Origin of the sequence: Hymenobacter sp. UYP22, from assembly GCF_040547285.1 — a bacterium.
Taxonomy (GTDB): Bacteria; Bacteroidota; Bacteroidia; order Cytophagales; family Hymenobacteraceae; genus Hymenobacter.
In genome coordinates this window covers 63,764-80,372 of record NZ_JBEPPK010000007.1, presented here as the reverse complement: position 1 = coordinate 80,372, position 16,609 = coordinate 63,764, and the positions used below count along the sequence as shown (strand labels likewise).

Sequence of the window (16,609 nt, the reverse complement as noted above, 5' to 3'; positions counted from 1 at the left end):
TACCCAGTTTGATTTTTGTAATAGCACTAATAAAGGGCCCCTGTTTGAGTCCTTAAAGTATTTCCCGATTTGAACCAAAATCTTATTACGGGAATAGCTTCACCTCTTTAAACGGCAGTTTGGAACGCCTTTCTTCCGGCTTCGCCGAAAAATACAATACCGTAGACAGGTAGTGAAGTACGTTTGCAGCCCTCATTGAAGCGCTGATTACTTACTTTCTCATGAAGCATCTTTATTCCGCTGCACTAGTCGCAACGGTAGGTTTACCCCTCTCACCAGTAGCTGCAGCTCCCGCCACCTCCCTCCCCACTCTACATAGCGTAGCCGCTGCTCCCAGCGAGGCTGAGCGTTCCGTTGCCGGAACGGTACTTACTGACAAAGGCGAGGCTCTACCCGGAGCTACGGTGTTTATCAAAGGCACGTTTGTCGGTACCAGCACCGACCAGCTGGGCCGGTTCCGGCTGGATGCCAGCTTTGAGAATGGCCCCGTAGTGCTGGTATTTTCCTACGTAGGCTACGACAGCCGCGAGATTACCCTGCAGGCCCCCGAGTTGGCCGTGAATGTGGGCTTGTCGCCGAGTGCCACGCTGCTGAACGAAACGGTAGTATCAGCCTCCCGCGTGGAGGAAAACATTCTGCGGGCCCCGGTTACCATTGAAAAGGTATCGAACCGGCAGATTGAGCAGATTTCCACTCCCGAAATTCTGAGCGGCTTGGGTCAGCTGAAAGGGCTGGATGTTAGCTCGGCTTCGATGCTGTTTACCAGCGTGAGTACCCGGGGCTTCAACACGGCCAAATCGGAGCGGGTAATTCAGCTGGTTGATTACATGGATACCGCCCTGCCCTCCCTCAACCTGAGCCCCGGCAACCTGGTGGGCATTCCGGAGCTGGACATGGAGAGCATTGAAATCATCCACGGTCCGGCCTCGGCCCTGTACGGCTCCAACGCCCTGAGCGGCGTGATTCTGTTTAACTCCAAAGACCCCTTCGTGTATGAGGGGCTGAGCGTGCGCCTGCGCGGCGGCCAGCGCGACCTGCTGGACGGGCAGGTGCGCTACGCCAAGAAGCTTACCGAGAAACTGGCCATCAAACTCAACGCCAGCGGCTTCCGGGCCGACGACTGGATTGCCGAGGACATGCAGGCCACCCGCAGCTCGGCCAACCCCATGGGCTCCCCGCTGGGCTACAACGCCGTAAACCGCTACGGGGAAGTGGGCTACACCTTCAACCCCAGCCAGCAGCTACCCGGCGGCACCAACCCCGAGCTCTACGGCAAAACTGCCTATCTGCCCGGTTTCTCGGAGCGGGAGCTGATTGACAACGACAACCGCACCTCCTCCTACCGGGTGCAGGGGGCGGTATCCTACCTGCTGCGCGACGACCTGAAGCTGACGGTGGAAGCCAAGCACGCCAAGGGCACGGCTACCTACCAGAACATCAGCCGGTTCCGGGTGAAGGGCCTGGGCTCCAACCAGTACCGCGCCGAGCTGAAGAGCAGCAAGGGCTTTTTGCGGGTGTACAGCACCGAGGATTTCACGGGCAGCTCCTACGAGCTTAACCAGCTGGGTAGCCTGCTGCAAGCCTCGCCCACAGCCGAGGGCGGTACCGTGAGCTACGCCCAGCAGTTCTACGGCACCTACAACGACGCTTACACGCGGGCCCGCCGGGCTGGCCTGCCCGCGGAGGCCGCGTTGGCCGCCGCCCAGCAGGCAGCCAATACCGCGCAGCTGGCTTCTTCTAACCCGCGCTTCGCCACGCTGCGCAGCCGGCTTATCGATGACCGGCAGCCGGGCCGCGGGGCCCAGCAGTACTTCAACTCCTTTCTGCACGATATCAGCGGGCAGCGCACCTTCACGCTGGCCGAGCAGGGTACGGCTCTCACAATTGGCGCCGCCTACCGCCAGTACCGTTTGGGCTCCGATGGGCTGCTGTTCAATGACCGGGACGGCAAGCGCATCCGCAACCACGAGTATGGTGCCTACGGGCAGCTAACGCAGACGTTGCTGGAGGAGCGCCTGAAGCTGGCGTTGGCCGGCCGGGTCGATGAGTTCAAGAACTTTAAGGCGGCCTTCTCGCCCCGGGCTTCGGCGGTGTACTCCCTGGGCGAAAACAAGCAGCATAACTTCCGGGCCAGCTACGGCCGGGCGTTCCGCTCCCCTTCCCAGACTGAGCAGTACTTCTACAACGATATTCAGACGGGCGTGCTGATTGGCAACATCGGCAATGGTTTCCAGGGCTATAACCTGAGCTTGTTCAACTCGCCCCAACTGCTGGCCGCGGCCCAAACCAACCCGGCCGTACTGCAGCCCTACGAGTACAACGCCGCGCCCCTGAAGCTGGAACGCGTAAACACGGCGGAAATCGGCTACAAAGGTGCCGTGCTGCCCAACGTGTACGCCGACGTGAGCTACTTCCGCAGCGCCTACGACGGGTTCATTGGAGCCCAGACGTTTGTGGGCAACACCGACGGCTCCCGGCCCACGCCCCAGCAGCTGGCCGCCGGCTACTCCACGGCCTACACCGACCAAAGCCAGCCGACCCGGGTGCTGTACGCCTACTACAACAACGCCGAGCAGGTGAAAACCCAGGGCGTAACGGCCGGCCTCACGTACTACTTCCGCAAGGCCCTGAACATCACCGGCAACTACTCCCTGAATGTGCTGGACCGCAGCAACCTGCCGGAAGGCTTCCAGACGTTCTTCAACGCGCCCAAACATAAGTACAACGTGGGCGCCAACGGGCAGGCCGGCAACTTCAGCTACACTGTGAATTACCGCTGGGTGCAGGGCCATCTGCAGGAAATGCCCTTCGCCACCGGCACCATCCGGGACTACAGCACCACCGATGCCTACCTGGGCTACACCGTGCCGAAGTTCGGCACCACTTTCCAGGCCGGTATTTCCAACGCCTTCAATACCAACAACATTCAGGTATTCGGCGGCCCGCAAATTGGCCGTCTCGGCTACCTGGGTCTGCGGTTTGATATGTAAGCGGTGAAGTTGTGAAGTGATGAGTCGCCTGTTCTGATACCCGCTGCAGGCGGAGCGGTTGACGCATTACCAACTCACCAATGTTCATGAATGCAAGAAGCCCTCATCGTAGCGTACGATGAGGGCTTTTTGCGTTGAGGCGCAACGGCTTTTATACATTCGTCACCTGCCGGAAGGTGAGGTTGAGGCGGGGCCCAACGGGACGGGTGGTTTTGGGCAAAGCGTGGAACCAATGTTGCTGCGTGGCGCCGCGCATAATCAGCAAGCTGCCGGAGGTGAGCGGGAGGCTGAACGACTCCGGCAAGGGTGCGCCACTAGGAAAGGCTGCCGGCCGGGGTTTGAGCCGGAAGGTGCGGGTGGCTCCCAGCGTAACCGAAGCAATAGTAGGCGCAGGACCCAGTTCCGGCTCATCGTCGGCGTGGTAGCCCATGCTGTCTTGGCCGGTACGGTATAGGTTCAGCAGCACGCTATTGAACAGGCAGCCCGCCGCTTGCTCCACCTGTTGGCGTAACTCTGCCAAGGCAGGCAGCCAGGGCAGCGGCTCCAGGTGCAGACCCGAGTAGGAGTAGGCCGCACCAGCATCTCCGTACCAGGCCGTGAGCCGGGGCTGCAGCACCTCCCGCCCGAACAGCCGAATGGGCTGTTGCTGCCAGGGCACCGCATCCGTAAGCACAGCAAGCAGGGCGTCAGCCTTCGCGACAGTCAGAAACCCCGTATCCAACCACAAGTCGGCGGCGGGTAAGGGGAGTAGCTTCAGCGACACGGAAGGGCGCTATTTAGTGGCCCCCCGCATCTGCTCCATCATTTGCTGAAACTGGGGGTTACCCTGCACAGCAAATAAGCCCCAGGCCAGGCTCACAGCTACGCAGGCCAGAAACAGCACGGCCCAGTTACGGCTCTGGAACTGGCTAACCCGAATGTAGCGGGGCCAGAACCAAAGCGAATAGGCCAGCACAGCCCCTACTTCGGCAATCAGGGCCAGCACCAACTGCCCGGAGGCAACCAGCAACAGGCGCACTGCCAGGTAAGCCAGCACAAACAGCACCAGTCGCCCGGTAGCGCCTACCCGCTGCAGACGGCGCAGGTTAATGGCCAGCAGCACCGCCCCCACCACCGGCGATACGCACAGCGAAAACACGGTGATGGCCGTGGGCGAATACAGTAGCGGCCCATCCTCGGGCGTTTCGGTTTCGGCCTGCTGAGCCTGCTCGGCCGCCAGCTGCTGGCGCGTGGCCTGCTGCTGGGTTACCACCGCCGATAACTCCTGGCGCAACTGAGCTACATCCAGGTCGGGCAAAGCCAATTGGCGGCGCTCCGCCTCCTGAATAGCCGCCAGCACGGCGTCTTCCCGGTATTGAAACCGGTTAGCCACGTAGTCGCGCAGCTCGGCGTCGGTTTTGCGGCTCATTTTGTCCGCGTACTCTTCGGCCATTATCGTCAAGGGAAAAAGTCAGCAATAAGAAGCGGCCGGGGCCGCAGGGATATACGAAGAAACAACTTCCGGTGCCGGAAAGTGGCTTAACCCCCGTATTTTACACCAGTGTTATTGGCGGGCGGCCCACTCGGCCAGCACCTCACCCACGCGGTATACATCCTCAAACGTGTTGTAGAGCGGTACCGGGGCCAGCCGAATCACGTTGGGCTCACGCCAGTCGCCGATAACGCCCACGGCCATCAGGTGCTCAAACAGGTCGCGGCCGCCTTGGTGCACCAGCAAGGACAGCTGGCAGCCGCGCTGGGCGGGGTCCGAGGGCGTGATGATTTCGAGGGTTGTTTTGGGCAGGCCCAGGCGCTGAATCAGGAACTCCAGGTAGCCCGTCAGCAGCTCACTTTTGCGGCGCAGGGCGGGCATGCCGCCGGCGGCCGTATGCTCGGCCAGGGCGGCCTCGTGCACGGCCATAATCAGGATGGCGGAGTTGGAGAGCTGCCAGCCGGCGGCCCCGCGCATGGGCCGGAAGCCCTTGCGCATCTTAAACCGTTCCTGCTCATCATAGCCCCACCAGCCAGCTAGGCGCAACAGCTCGGGCTGATCGGCAAACCGCTCGTGCACAAACACGCCCGAAACCCCGCCGGGGCCGGAGTTCAGATACTTATAGGAGCACCAGCAGGCAAAATCCACGTCCCAGTCGTGCAGGTGCAGGGGAATATTGCCGGCGGCGTGGGCCAGGTCGAAACCCACCCTGGCCCCCACGGCGTGGCCGGCCTCGGTAATGGCGGCCATATCGTACACCTGGCCGGTGTAGTAGTTGATGCCGCCCATGATGATGGTGCAGAGCGAATCACCGAGCTCCGTGATTTTAGCCAAGATGTCCTCGGTGCGCAAGGTATGCTCACCGGGGCGGGGCGTAAGCTCCACAATGGCGTCGTCGGGCTCCAGGCCGCGCATGCGCACCTGGGTTTCCAGGGCGTATTGGTCGGAAGGGAAAGCGCCGCCTTCCATCAGCACCTTGTAGCGGGTGGCGGTGGGCTGATAGAAGGAAACGAGCAGCAGGTGCAGATTGGTGGTGAGGTTGTTCATCACCACTACCTCCACCGGCTTGGCGCCCACCACCTGGGCCGAGGCCTCGGTGAGGCGCTGGTGGAAGTGCATCCAAGGCGTTTCACCCTTGAAATGACCTTCCACGGCCAGATTTTGCCAGTTTTCGAACTGCTGCTCGGCAGCGGCCCGGGCCGTGCGGGGCTGCAAGCCCAGGGAGTTGCCGCAGAAATACAGACACTCCCCGGCCCCGTTGGGCGCGGGCGGAATCAGAAAATGCTGGCGAAACTCGCGCAAAGGGTCCTGGGCATCAAGGCCGCGGGCAAACTCAAGGGTGGGCTGGTAGGTCATGGAAAGCAAAGATACCGGCGGTGAAGTTGTGAAAGGTGAAGTTGTGAAAGGTGAAATTGTGAAGCAGTGACCAAGGGAAGGAAGTCCCTGTCATCCTGAGCGGAGCCAAAGGCCTTGTCACATTGCACCGAAGTAGTACGACAACGGCTTGCTCATGCGTGATAAGGTCCTTCGCAGGCTCAGGATGACAAACTCACCACCTCACTATCTCACCATTTCACTGCGCGAAGCGCGCGGCGGGCAGCCCCAGCCAGTCAAGGGCGTTCTGACCCAGCATTCGGGCTTTCATTTCCTCGGCCCAGGGCATGGAGCGGATAAGCTGGCCGGGCTCCAACTCGCCCAGCGGGAACGGGTAGTCGGTACCCAGCGTGATTTTATCGGCGCCCAGGGTTTTCACCAGATACTCCAGCATTAGCGGGTCGTGCACCAGCGAATCAACCCAGAAGCGGCCCAGGTACTCGCGGGGGTTGCGGGCATTGTCCACGGCGCAGAGGTCGGGGCGCACCTGCCAGCCGTGCTCAATGCGGCCAATGGTATGGGCGAAGGAGCCGCCGCCGTGGGCCACGGCCACCCGCAGGTTGGGCAGGCGCTCCAGCACGCCCCCGAAGATGAGGCTGCACAACGCCCGACTGCTTTCGGCGGGCATGCCCACCAGCCAGGGTAGCCAGTAATCGGGCATTTGCTGCTGGCCCATCATGTCCCAGGGGTGCACAAACACGCACATGCCTAGCTCCGCAGCGGCTTGGAATACCGAAAACAGGGCCGGCTCGCTGAGGTTCCACTCGTTGATATGGGAGCCAATCTGCACGCCCGCCAGCCCGATTTTGTGGCAGCGCTCCAGCTCCCGGATGGCCAGATCGGGGGCCTGCATGGGCAAGGTGCCCAGCCCCACGAAGCGCGCGGGGTAGCGCTGCACCACGCCGGCAATGTGGTCGTTGAGCAGTTGGCTGAGGTCGAGCGTATCGAGGGGTTTGGCCCAGTAGCTGAACATCACCGGCACTGTACTAAGCACCTGCACCTGCACGCCAAACTGGTCATACTCCCGCAGGCGCACCTGGGGGTCCCAGCAATTGTCCTGAATTTCGCGGAAGAACTTGTCGTCCTGCATCATGCGGGCACAGCAGGGCCGGTGGTGTTCCAGCCGGATAAACCCGCCGTAGCCATACCGCTCTCGTAAATCGGGCCACCGCTCGGGCAGAATGTGCGTGTGAATGTCGATGGAAAGCACAGAAACGAATGTTAAGGCAGGCGCAAATCGGGCGGCAGCTTTTTGATAGAGCCAATGAAAAAGCCGCGTCGGTACCGGTCGGCCGTCATGCTGTCCCAGTGAATTACCCCGGCTGCGTACTGGTAAGTTTGCCAGAGGTTAAGCACAATACCCAGGGCCAGCACCGTACGCAGCGCCACCCGCCGGGGCCGTTGCCAGGCCACTGAGGCGGCCACCAGCGCCGCCAGGCACAGCCCCAGTGCAGGGTAGAGGCTAATAAGCGGCCGGGCTCCGAAGCTGCCCCCGTACCACCACTCCCGCCAGCTGAAGGTAACGTATACCACAACGGGTACTGCCAGCAGCAAGGCCCCGCGCAGTCCCCGTAGGCGCGGCGGCAGAAAGAAAACGCCAACCAGCGCCACGGCGGCCAGGGGCGTGTACAGCAGCCAGCCTTTCTTGAAGCTGAACAAGCCATCCAGCACGTGCGGACGCGTGAAGTCAAACCCCTCGCCCTGATACGTATCTAGCCACCACTGCCCGCTTACCGCGTGCCAGAAAACTGGCTGCCACACCGCCACTGCCAGCACTATGGCACTGGCCAGCAACACCTGTCCGGGCCGGCTCTGCAGCCAGCGCAGCCAGCCGCTCAGGCCGCCCTGGGTGGCTAGCCCCCACCCCAACGGCACCAGGGCATACAGCGCCTCGGTAGGCCGGGTCAGAATGGCGAGACCCAGTAGCAGGCCCAGGGTGGCTGCCCACTCGGAGCGGCGCGTTTCATACCATGAGGCCGTAGCCCACACAATGCTTAGCTGCCACACAAACAGCAGGCCGTGGGCCATGGCGCCTTCGTAGCTGGCATACATAAACCAGTTGGTACCCAAGCCAATACCGGCCAGCGCCCAGGCCACGGTAGCATCATCCTGGGGGAAGAAGCGCCGCAGCAGCTTGCGCAGCAGCCACAGCCCCAACACCCCATGAAACAGCCCGGCCAGCATAATTGCCTGCTGGTAAGGCCGGGAAAACCCATCAGCCGGCAGGCCCCGCAGGCGGGCCCAGGTGTGGGCACCCGCAAACCAGGGTAATTCGGCCAGGGCTAGGCCCAAAGGGTACTTGGATATAACATTGCCGTTGGGCAGCGTCAGTAAGCCCATGTAGGGCCGGGGGCCGGGGCAGTACGTTTGCTGAACGCTCTGCAGCGAATCGGCCCGGCCGGCATCCTGGTAGAGTAGCACCGAGGGCAGGTACACGTAGTAGCCTCCTTGGTCGTTATCGAATACTTCCAGCGGCTTCCAGCGTTTATCGTTGAAAGTAGCCAGAATTAGCAGGGCCGTGGTGAAGAGAAAGACTAGTCGGGACTTCACGAAGGATACGTAAGAATAGAATGGCAGCTTACGGGGCAGGAACAACGGGGGCCGGCGCCTGCATGTACGTGCCGCAAACCTGGCAGGTACGCAGCGCATCGGAGGCCCAGAAGGCATTCATGATGGGCGGCAACTGGGCCACGATGTCGGTAATTTCGGCGAATTCCTCGTGCAGCTTATGGCCGCAGTTCTCGCAGTACCACTGAAAGCCATCCAGCTCGCCCGCCGTGCGGTAGCGCTCCAGCACCAGGCCAATGGTGCCGGCCGGCCGGCGCGGCGAGTGGGGTACGCCCCCCGGCAGCAGGAACATGCTGCCCTGCTTGATTTCGATGTCCACGGGCCGCCCGTCCTCAATAATCTTGACCACGATGTCGCCCTCTATCTGCAGGAACAGCTCCTCCCCCTCGTCCACGTGGTAGTCTTTGCGGGTGTTGGGGCCGCCCACTACCATCACAATAAAGTCTTTGTTATCCTTGAACACCTGCTGGTTGCCAACGGGTGGTTTGAGCAGGTGGCGGTGTTCATCAATCCACTGCTGAAAATTGAACGGACGAGCGACAGACATAGCGTGCACTTGTGAGGTAAGGAAATAGTAAGTGAGCTGTTTGCCTGGGGGCGGCTCACCGCAGGCAAATAACAACATTCCGGCGTAGCAGCCCAGCATCCTGTAATTTGCCCCACCGTTCCGGCGGCCGGCGCCCCGGTTTCCGTCTTTCTTCCCATTCAGTTTCTCTCTTCCTTCCCTTATGGATTTTCTGTCTCAACGCGCCCTAGTGGGCGGCAGCACCCAGGGCATTGGCCGGGCCGTGGCCGAAGAGCTAGCCCGGCGCGGGGCCACGCTCACGCTTCTGGCCCGCAACGAAACGGCCCTGCGCGAGGTAGCCGCCGCCCTGCCCACGCCCGCCGGTCAGCGGCACGACTTCATTGTGGCCGATTTCAGCCAACCCGATATCCTGCGCCAGCGGGTGCAGGAGTACCTAGGCGCGCACCCGGCGGGGTTTGATGTACTGGTGAACAACACCGGCGGGCCGGCGGGCGGGCCTATTCTGGAGGCACCGGTGGAGGCATTCCGGGCGGCATTTGAGCAGCATGTGGTGTGCAACCATCTGCTGGCCCAGGCCGTGGTGCCGGGCATGCGCCAGCGCGGACAGGGCCGCATTATCAACATTATCAGCACCTCGGTAAAACAGCCGCTGCCGGGCCTGGGCGTGAGCAATACCGTTCGGGCGGCGGTAGGCAACTGGGCCAAAACCCTGGCCAACGAGCTGGCGGCCGAGGGCATTACGGTCAACAACGTGCTGCCCGGGGCCACCGTCACCCAACGCCACACCTCCCTCATCGAAAAGAAAACCGAGCAGACCGGCCAAACCACCGAGCAGGTGGAGGCGGCCATGCTCCGGCTGATTCCGGCCCAGCGCTTCGGGCAGGCCCCGGAAGTAGCGGCGGCGGTGGTGTTTCTAGCCTCGGCGGCGGCGGCGTACATCACCGGCATCAACATTCCGGTGGACGGCGGGCGTACGGGCAGCCTCTAGCCAAGCCCCGAAAGAGTGCCCCACCCTTGCGGTGAGCTTGGCCCCTACCAGTATCTTTACCCGCTTTTCTTTCTCAGCAGCGCGGGGCCGGCACTACTGGCCAGTGCTTGCCGGTGCCTTTTCCAGTTATCTACTCTATGCTTCTTTCTAAACAGTACGCCACCCGCTGGCCAGTATTGCTGGGCTTACTGGCCATGTTGGTGCTGGCAGCCCTGGCCTGGCATTTTTACCTGGAGCGAGCTGCGTACTACGATTTGGCCTGGCACACCTACGTGTATACCAAAACCCAGGCTTTGTACGTGCAGAACCGCCGGTTTGTGGCCATTGTAACGCAGTGGCCCACGCTCATGGCCGTGCGCCTGGGCCTGCCCCTGGACCAGGTACTGCGCCTGTACTCCATGATGTTTGTGAGTTTTTACCTGGCTATTTTCCTGGCATGCGCCTACTGGCTGCGCAACGAGGCCGTAGCCCTGGTGGTAGTGCTGCTATTTGTGCTGCTGTCTACGCGGGCCTTCTACTGGGCCCAGTCGGAGATGCCCCAGACGCTGGTAGTGCTGCTATTGTTTTACGCGGGCATTTCCCGGCAGGCCCCCATCCAGCTAAAGTTCAGCACGCTGGCTCTGGCCGCCCTGGTGCCGGTTATCATCTTCGGTTACCCCATTGCCATCATTCCCTTCCTGTTTCTGTGGTCATATGACTGGCTGCTGAACAAGCGTTTCCGCGACAAGCCCTACTATGGGTTCCTGGTGCTGGCCTTTCTGATGTACGGGCTGCGGGCCATGCTGATTCCGGCTGGCTCCTACGAGGACACGCAGATGACCTTTAAGCCCAACCTCATCCGGTTCTTCCCACACTATCTGTCCCTGGAGAGCTTTGATATTTTCCGGCGGCTGTGCGCTCGTAACTTCATTGCCCTGCCCATATCGGTGGTGGTGCTCACGGTGTTTTACCTGCGCCAGCGCAACTGGCTGGCCACGCTGCGCCTGGGCCTGGTGTGGGCCTTCGTGGGTGGCTACGCCTTCATCACCATCGTCACCCGCGCCGATTATACCGAGGTTACCTACCTGGAAAACCTGCTACTCCCGCTTACCATTTTTATTGCGGTGCCCCTGGCCATGGAAGTTTTGCCGGCCCTGGAACGGGCGGGCGCCCGGGGCAAATGGCTGGCGGCGGGCCTGGTTGGGCTGGTGCTCACCGTGCGCCTGGGCGTGTTGTGGTACCAGCACATTCCGTACACGGCCTACCAGCAGTGGCTGCGGCAGCTGCTAGCCTACACCCGCCAGTTTCCGGAGCGCAAGTACCTGATGTACCCCGACAACGTGGACCCGCAAACCCTGCGGGCGGGTTGGCCCTGGTGGGCTATTCCCAGCGAAACCATGGTGCTGAGCGCCCGCCACAGCCCCGACTCGGTGCAGACCGTGCGGGTAGACTGGTCGATTGACTACCTGGCGGAGCAGGGCGCTAACCCGGCCAACTTTCTGGAGCCGTTCGGGGTGGAGCCGGCCAGCACAGTTTCGCCGGTGTACTTCCGCTTTCCCCAGACGCCCTACCGGGTTATCAACTCCAATCCGCCCCAGGATACGGTGGCCCTCAACGCCTACATCAAGGCGCACCGCGGGGTACAACTGGCTTTGCTGGACTCCTTGCCCACAACTATTAAGGCCGGGGAACAAACCACTATTCCGGTGGAGGTGCGCGTACCCGAGCAACTGCGGCCCCTGCACTCCGGCACACGCGTAGATCACCCCACGCTGGTGCGCACCGTGTTCTTCAAGCCCCACGACTGGCCCTCGGACACGGCCCCGGTGGAGGTACCCCTGGAGGTGGATGTGTGGCAGCCCTGGCAACAAACTCTGCGCATTCAGGCCCCGCAGCAGCCGGGGCAGTACACCCTGGATATTGGCCTGATTAGTCGCAACTACCGCACTTGGCCCGTCCACCTGCGCCGCACCATTACCGTCACGAAATAAAGAAGGCCGGCTCCTCACAGGAGCCGGCCTTCTTTATTTCGCTAGTGGCAACAGCCTCTATTTGGCCAGGGAAATGCGCATATCATCCACGTACACTGGCACCTTGGTTTGGTCGCGCCACACGTAGACTTGCAGGGTGCTTTGCGGGCCGGCCGTGGCGGGTACCGTAATGGTTTGCTCCACGTACTGCCATTTGTTGAATACGGATACGGCCGTGCTCAAATCTACCCCCTCCCAGAGCTGCCCGCTGCCGGGCTGATCGGGCGACTTTATTTCTATTACCAGTTTGGCCTTGGCCTGCGCGTTGGGCACGAACACCCAGGCTCCAATGGTTAGTTTGGGGGGGTAGTCGGAGGCAAGTTGGCTTAGGGTGTTTTTGTAGCCCAGGCTGTACTCATGTTCCGCATCGACGCGGCAGCTAAACTTACCCGAATGAGCTTTATCCCGGCTTAAGGTGGCTTCATAGGGAGAGCCAATCAGCCAGCCCGATACATTTTCAAAATCGTTGAAGGCCAGCGTGGCATCGGCCGCTGCGGGTGCGGGACCGGGCGTACAGGCAGCCAGCAGGCCAGTCAGAAGCAGAACCGGGGCAAAGCGCGTCATAAAGGGGAAAGCAAAAGGGAAAGTAAACAAGATATCCGGCTCCACTACCGGTAGCCCGGCCGCTGCAGAAGCCTAAACCGGCCGCAAGCTACTCTATTGCTGGTACTGCTTGGGGGCCGGAGTAACGCGCCAGTAGTGCAGCATCTTGCCCTGCAGCTCCGACATGTGAAAATCGTACATCGGGCCCCAGGCCAGCACATTGCACTCATTGGACACGCGCACCACCGGCTCCGGCGACTGGGCCATTTGGTCGAGGGCCCACCGCTCACACTCATTGGTGCGAGGCATTACGGGGTTGGAGTCGGCTTTGGCAAAGTAGAGCAGCAACAGGCCCGTGGCCGCCGCGTAGCTCCAGCGCACCACCGGCAGCCGCAGATGGCGCAGCAGGTAGTAAGCGGAAATGCCGTAGGCAAAGAGCAATGCCACGATAATGGGCAGAATAGAGTCGCCGCGCACGAGGTAGGGCCGGTAGGGCCGGTACCCGCCAAAGGGCAGCAGCAGCAGGTACACCACGCTGAACAGGCCCACTAGGCGCAGCGCCAGCAGCACCCGGCTACGCTCCGGCGAGGTGGGCACCACGTGGCGCAGCAACTGCCCGTTGAGCAGTACCACCCCAATAAGCACCTGCAGGCCCGTTTGGAGCATGAAGGAGTTATAGATACCCGTGGGCAGCAGCTCATACAGCTGCTTGAGCGTGTGGGTATCGGAGTTTTCGGCGTTGTAGCGGCCCAGGTATAGAGAGTACACGCTCAGCAGCCCTAAAATAGCCAGCAACCCCAGCGCCTGCCCCGACAGCCAGCCCTGCGCCAGCGGCAGCTGCCGGATACCCTGCCGCCACTGCCCAATTTGCTGCCGGAGCCAGTACACCCCCACTACCAGCAGCACAATAGCCACCGAGGCCACTACTACGGGCCCATTAAAAACGGTTACCACCATCAGCAGCACCAGCAGTACGCACTGCCACAGCGGGAGGTGCAGCGGCTCATTGCGGCAGGCGGCCCGGTAAAAGGGCCACAGCACCAGTAGCAGCAACGCCAGCGGAAAGGCGTAGAAGAAGGTGTAGGTAATGGCCTGGTTGGTAATACCCATCTGCTCGTAGAATCCGCTGGTCTGGAACAGGGGAAACAGCAGCAGCACCGCCAGCCAGAAGCCCCAGCCGGTACGCTCGCCTTGGGCCCCCAGCCGCACGTAGGCGGCCAGCAAGCCAATAAGAACCAGCTGGGTAGCCACGTTGAACAAAGCGCTGGCCACGTACAGGCTGTCAATGGCCGATAGGAATGCTTGCAACAGCAGGGGCACTTGTTTCCAGTACAGCGTCATGCCGGCATGGGCAAAAAACCGGTTGGTGCCCGCGTATACTTCCTGGCGCGTCAGCACGGCCCAGCCAAAGGGGTCGTGCATCACCTGGCTGTACCAGGGCGCCGGAAAGATGGTGGGCACCAGGTCCCCATCGAGAGGCAGCTGGTAGTTTTGCCGGTAGGTGAGCAAAGTATCCAGCAGCAGCAGTAGTATAACCAGCCCCGACCAGTAGCGTTGTTTCATGGATACAGTATAAGGGAGACAGTAGGCTCTCGGCGCAAAAGAACCTGTCCGGAAAAGACCCAGCCAGTCTGCAATACTACCAGTGCAGCGGGTGCAATGCCCAGCTGTGCCAAGCCTCACACCCGCTGCCGTATTATGGCTCCACCCGGAGAAGGAGCGCTTTGTTGCCTACCGAAGGGCCGTTAGCGTGATATCGTCCACGTAGGCGGGGGAAGTAGCCTCGGCCCGCGACACGTAGATAACTACCTGCGAGGAGTAGCTGACGGTTTTGGGGAATACAATATCGCGCGATACTTTCACCCACTTGCCAAATTCGCCCGCCGACTCGGCTATTTTCACCTGCTCGTGCAGGGCTTCCTTGCCATCGGCCTCCTTGATAACGAACTCCAGCTTGGCGGCCGCGTTTTTATCGGTGGCATACACCCAGGCCTCCAATTTTGCCCCCCGCGGGCGGGTGGCAGTCATGCGCCCAATCAGGGAGCTGAAGCCGGGGCTGAACTCGTGCGTGGGGTCTACGCGCAGGCTATACTGCCCAGAGTGAGCTTCTCCTTTTACCAGCGCATTGGGGTCTGCTACCCAGCCCACGATGCTGTCAATATCAGATGACATGAGCACGTCGCTGTCGGCGGCAGCATCATCTTTTCCGCAGGCAACCAGGGAAACCAGCGACAAAGCCAGTAAAGCATTTTTCATGAACGGGGGAGCAGAAGTAGGTAAGGTTCACTATTGAACGGTGCGCAAAAGTAACAGAGGAAACCTCATTTTCGCTGCTCATTCCCAGATTTATCCGCCTCCATTCCAGCCCCTAACCCCCTGAGCGGCGGCTTGTATTACCCTTCTGCTAATTCCTGTACCCGCCGGAATCTGCTCTATATTTGTTGGCCTGCACGGTGCCCGAACACCTTGGTCAACTAGGGCACCCGTATCTGCTCGCTCTTTATTCTTATCTGCATGGCTCTTTCGGAAGTTCAGCCCTCTTCCACCCGCTCGCTATTCCCGCGCATTCAGCACTGGTTGCAACAACCGGAAAACCGCCTGTTACTCCTGCTCTTGCTCCTGGTATTTCCGCTGTACTACGAGCTGGGCCGCACCCCGGTGCAGCTCTACGATGAGTCGAGGGTGGCGGTAAACACAACGGAAATGCTGAGAAACGGCCACTGGCTGGTACCGCACTACGATGGCACGCCCGACCACTGGAACACCAAGCCGCCCCTGCTGATCTGGCTGCAGGTACTTTCGCTTAAGCTATTCGGTATTTCGGCCTGGGCCCTGCGCCTGCCTACGTTGCTGGCTACCCTGGGCACGGTGCTACTGCTGTTCCGGTTTGCGGCCCGGGTGCTGCGCCGGCCCTGGGCGGGTGTACTGGCCGGCATAATTCTGGTAACCACCACCGGCTTTGTGCGCCTGCACGTGGCCCGCACCGCCGACTACGATGCCCTGCTGATTTTCTGGCAGGTGCTGCTCTGGGTGCATTTCTTTCAGTATCTGGAAACCGGGGCGCGGCGGCATTTGCTGTGGGTAGCCCTGAGCGTACTACTGGCCACGCTCACCAAGGGCCCCGCGGCCCTGCTTGGCCTGCCGGGACTGGCGGTGTATGCACTGGGCCGGGGTAAGCTGCTGTGGCTGCTGCGCCAGCCGGGTGTGTACCTGGCGGCGGTGGTGTGGCTGGCCGTTATGGCTACGTACTTTTTGGTGCGGGAGCCCCTGGACCCTGGCTACTGGGAAGCCGTGCAGAACAACGATCTGGGCGGCCGCTTCCTTACTACCCTCGACAACCACGTGCACCCCTGGGATTTTTACCTGGAAAACTTCCGGCAACGCTTTTTCGCCCCCTGGCTCTGGGCCCTGCTGCCGGCCTTGGTGGTAGCGGGTATTCTGCAGCCGGCCGGGCTGGTAAAACGAGCCGCCTGGATGCTGGTGCTTTTCTGCTTGAGTTGGCTTGGGGTTATCAGCTCGGCCCAAAGCAAGCTGGAGTGGTACGATGCCCCCATCTACCCGGCCCTGGCGTTGCTGCTGGGTTTGGGGCTGAGTATTGCTTACCAGGACTTGCGGGAATTGTACCGGCCCCGGGTGGGCCGGGTGGCGGGGGTGCTGGCCCAGGTACTCATCATCGGGTGCGTGGTGCTACTGCCCTACTATGCCATTACCACCCAGCTTATTGCCGAGCGCCACAGTGACTTTGGCCTCGGGCCCGACGGCCACCTGGGCCGCTACATCACTCGCCTGGCCCGGGAGCAGCCCCAGGTTAACAACGTAACGGTTCTTACCCACGGCATGGCCAACAGCATGCTGCTCTACTATAAGGACGAGTTTGAGCAGCACGACGGCAACCGCCTCACCATTCTCAACGAGCCGGGTACCCGCACCCCGCCCCTGGGCTCGGTAGTCGTTACCTGCGACCCCGCCTTCAAGGCCCCCCTGGACTCGGCTTTCCGCATGATTGAAGTGCACCAGAACGGCTCCTGCCAGACGCTGCTGCTGCTGTCCCGCCTGCCTTCCCCCGGCGTACCGGTTCCTTAGCCCCCAAGCTGGCACCCTCCGGCCCGCTACTTCCTGTTTTCCGAAATCATCCTATTT

13 protein-coding genes are annotated in these 16,609 nt (G+C 61.4%); 4 read left to right on the top strand and 9 right to left on the bottom strand.

From position 1 onward, the window contains the following. Positions 1-221 precede the first annotated feature (221 nt). On the top strand, positions 222-2,990 hold the full coding sequence (locus ABIB60_RS13295; RefSeq protein ID WP_354580509.1) for a TonB-dependent receptor: 2,769 nt from the start codon (positions 222-224) through the stop codon (positions 2,988-2,990). Between the two features lie 151 nt (positions 2,991-3,141). On the opposite strand, the gene ABIB60_RS13290 is transcribed toward ABIB60_RS13295, so the two are convergent. From ABIB60_RS13290 to ABIB60_RS13265, 6 genes are all read right to left on the bottom strand, one after another. Next, positions 3,142-3,753 carry an alpha-ketoglutarate-dependent dioxygenase AlkB family protein gene (locus tag ABIB60_RS13290; RefSeq protein ID WP_354580508.1) on the bottom strand — a complete coding sequence of 204 codons (612 nt, stop codon included), beginning with the start codon at positions 3,751-3,753 and terminating at the stop codon, positions 3,142-3,144. A gap of 9 nt (positions 3,754-3,762) precedes the next feature. Further along, positions 3,763-4,422: a hypothetical protein gene (locus ABIB60_RS13285; protein WP_354580507.1), complete on the bottom strand. Its 660-nt coding sequence runs from the start codon at positions 4,420-4,422 to the stop codon at positions 3,763-3,765. Between the two features lie 111 nt (positions 4,423-4,533). Then, complete coding sequence (gene kynU, locus ABIB60_RS13280) at positions 4,534-5,817, bottom strand: kynureninase (protein ID WP_354580506.1); 1,284 nt, start codon at positions 5,815-5,817, stop codon at positions 4,534-4,536. Positions 5,818-6,034: 217 nt separating this feature from the next. Continuing rightward, positions 6,035-7,045 carry an amidohydrolase family protein gene (locus ABIB60_RS13275; RefSeq protein WP_354580505.1) on the bottom strand — a complete coding sequence of 337 codons (1,011 nt, stop codon included), beginning with the start codon at positions 7,043-7,045 and terminating at the stop codon, positions 6,035-6,037. 11 nt (positions 7,046-7,056) lie between these two features. Then, positions 7,057-8,385, bottom strand: coding sequence for a hypothetical protein (locus ABIB60_RS13270; protein ID WP_354580503.1), 1,329 nt, complete (start codon positions 8,383-8,385; stop codon positions 7,057-7,059). 28 nt (positions 8,386-8,413) lie between these two features. After that, positions 8,414-8,950, bottom strand: coding sequence for a 3-hydroxyanthranilate 3,4-dioxygenase (locus ABIB60_RS13265; protein ID WP_354580502.1), 537 nt, complete (start codon positions 8,948-8,950; stop codon positions 8,414-8,416). Positions 8,951-9,131: 181 nt separating this feature from the next. Here ABIB60_RS13265 and ABIB60_RS13260 point away from each other — a divergent pair, with 181 nt between their 5' ends. Next, positions 9,132-9,917, top strand: a complete 786-nt coding sequence (locus tag ABIB60_RS13260) for an SDR family oxidoreductase (RefSeq protein WP_354580501.1) — start codon at positions 9,132-9,134, stop codon at positions 9,915-9,917. Between the two features lie 137 nt (positions 9,918-10,054). Beyond that, on the top strand, positions 10,055-11,887 hold the full coding sequence (locus ABIB60_RS13255; RefSeq protein ID WP_354580500.1) for a hypothetical protein: 1,833 nt from the start codon (positions 10,055-10,057) through the stop codon (positions 11,885-11,887). 57 nt (positions 11,888-11,944) lie between these two features. Here the strand turns inward: ABIB60_RS13255 and ABIB60_RS13250 are convergent, their stop codons facing one another. From ABIB60_RS13250 to ABIB60_RS13240, 3 genes are all read right to left on the bottom strand, one after another. After that, entirely contained in the window at positions 11,945-12,490 is a 546-nt protein-coding gene (locus tag ABIB60_RS13250) for a carbohydrate binding domain-containing protein (protein ID WP_354580499.1), read from the bottom strand. A gap of 93 nt (positions 12,491-12,583) precedes the next feature. Next, positions 12,584-14,032: a hypothetical protein gene (locus tag ABIB60_RS13245; protein ID WP_354580498.1), complete on the bottom strand. Its 1,449-nt coding sequence runs from the start codon at positions 14,030-14,032 to the stop codon at positions 12,584-12,586. 168 nt (positions 14,033-14,200) lie between these two features. Continuing rightward, positions 14,201-14,725, bottom strand: coding sequence for a hypothetical protein (locus ABIB60_RS13240; RefSeq protein WP_354580496.1), 525 nt, complete (start codon positions 14,723-14,725; stop codon positions 14,201-14,203). Positions 14,726-14,983: 258 nt separating this feature from the next. On the opposite strand from ABIB60_RS13240, the gene ABIB60_RS13235 reads away from it, so the two are divergent. Next, positions 14,984-16,552 (top strand): ArnT family glycosyltransferase, encoded by a 1,569-nt coding sequence (locus ABIB60_RS13235; RefSeq protein ID WP_354580495.1) that lies wholly within the window; start codon positions 14,984-14,986, stop codon positions 16,550-16,552. Positions 16,553-16,609: the final 57 nt, after the last annotated feature.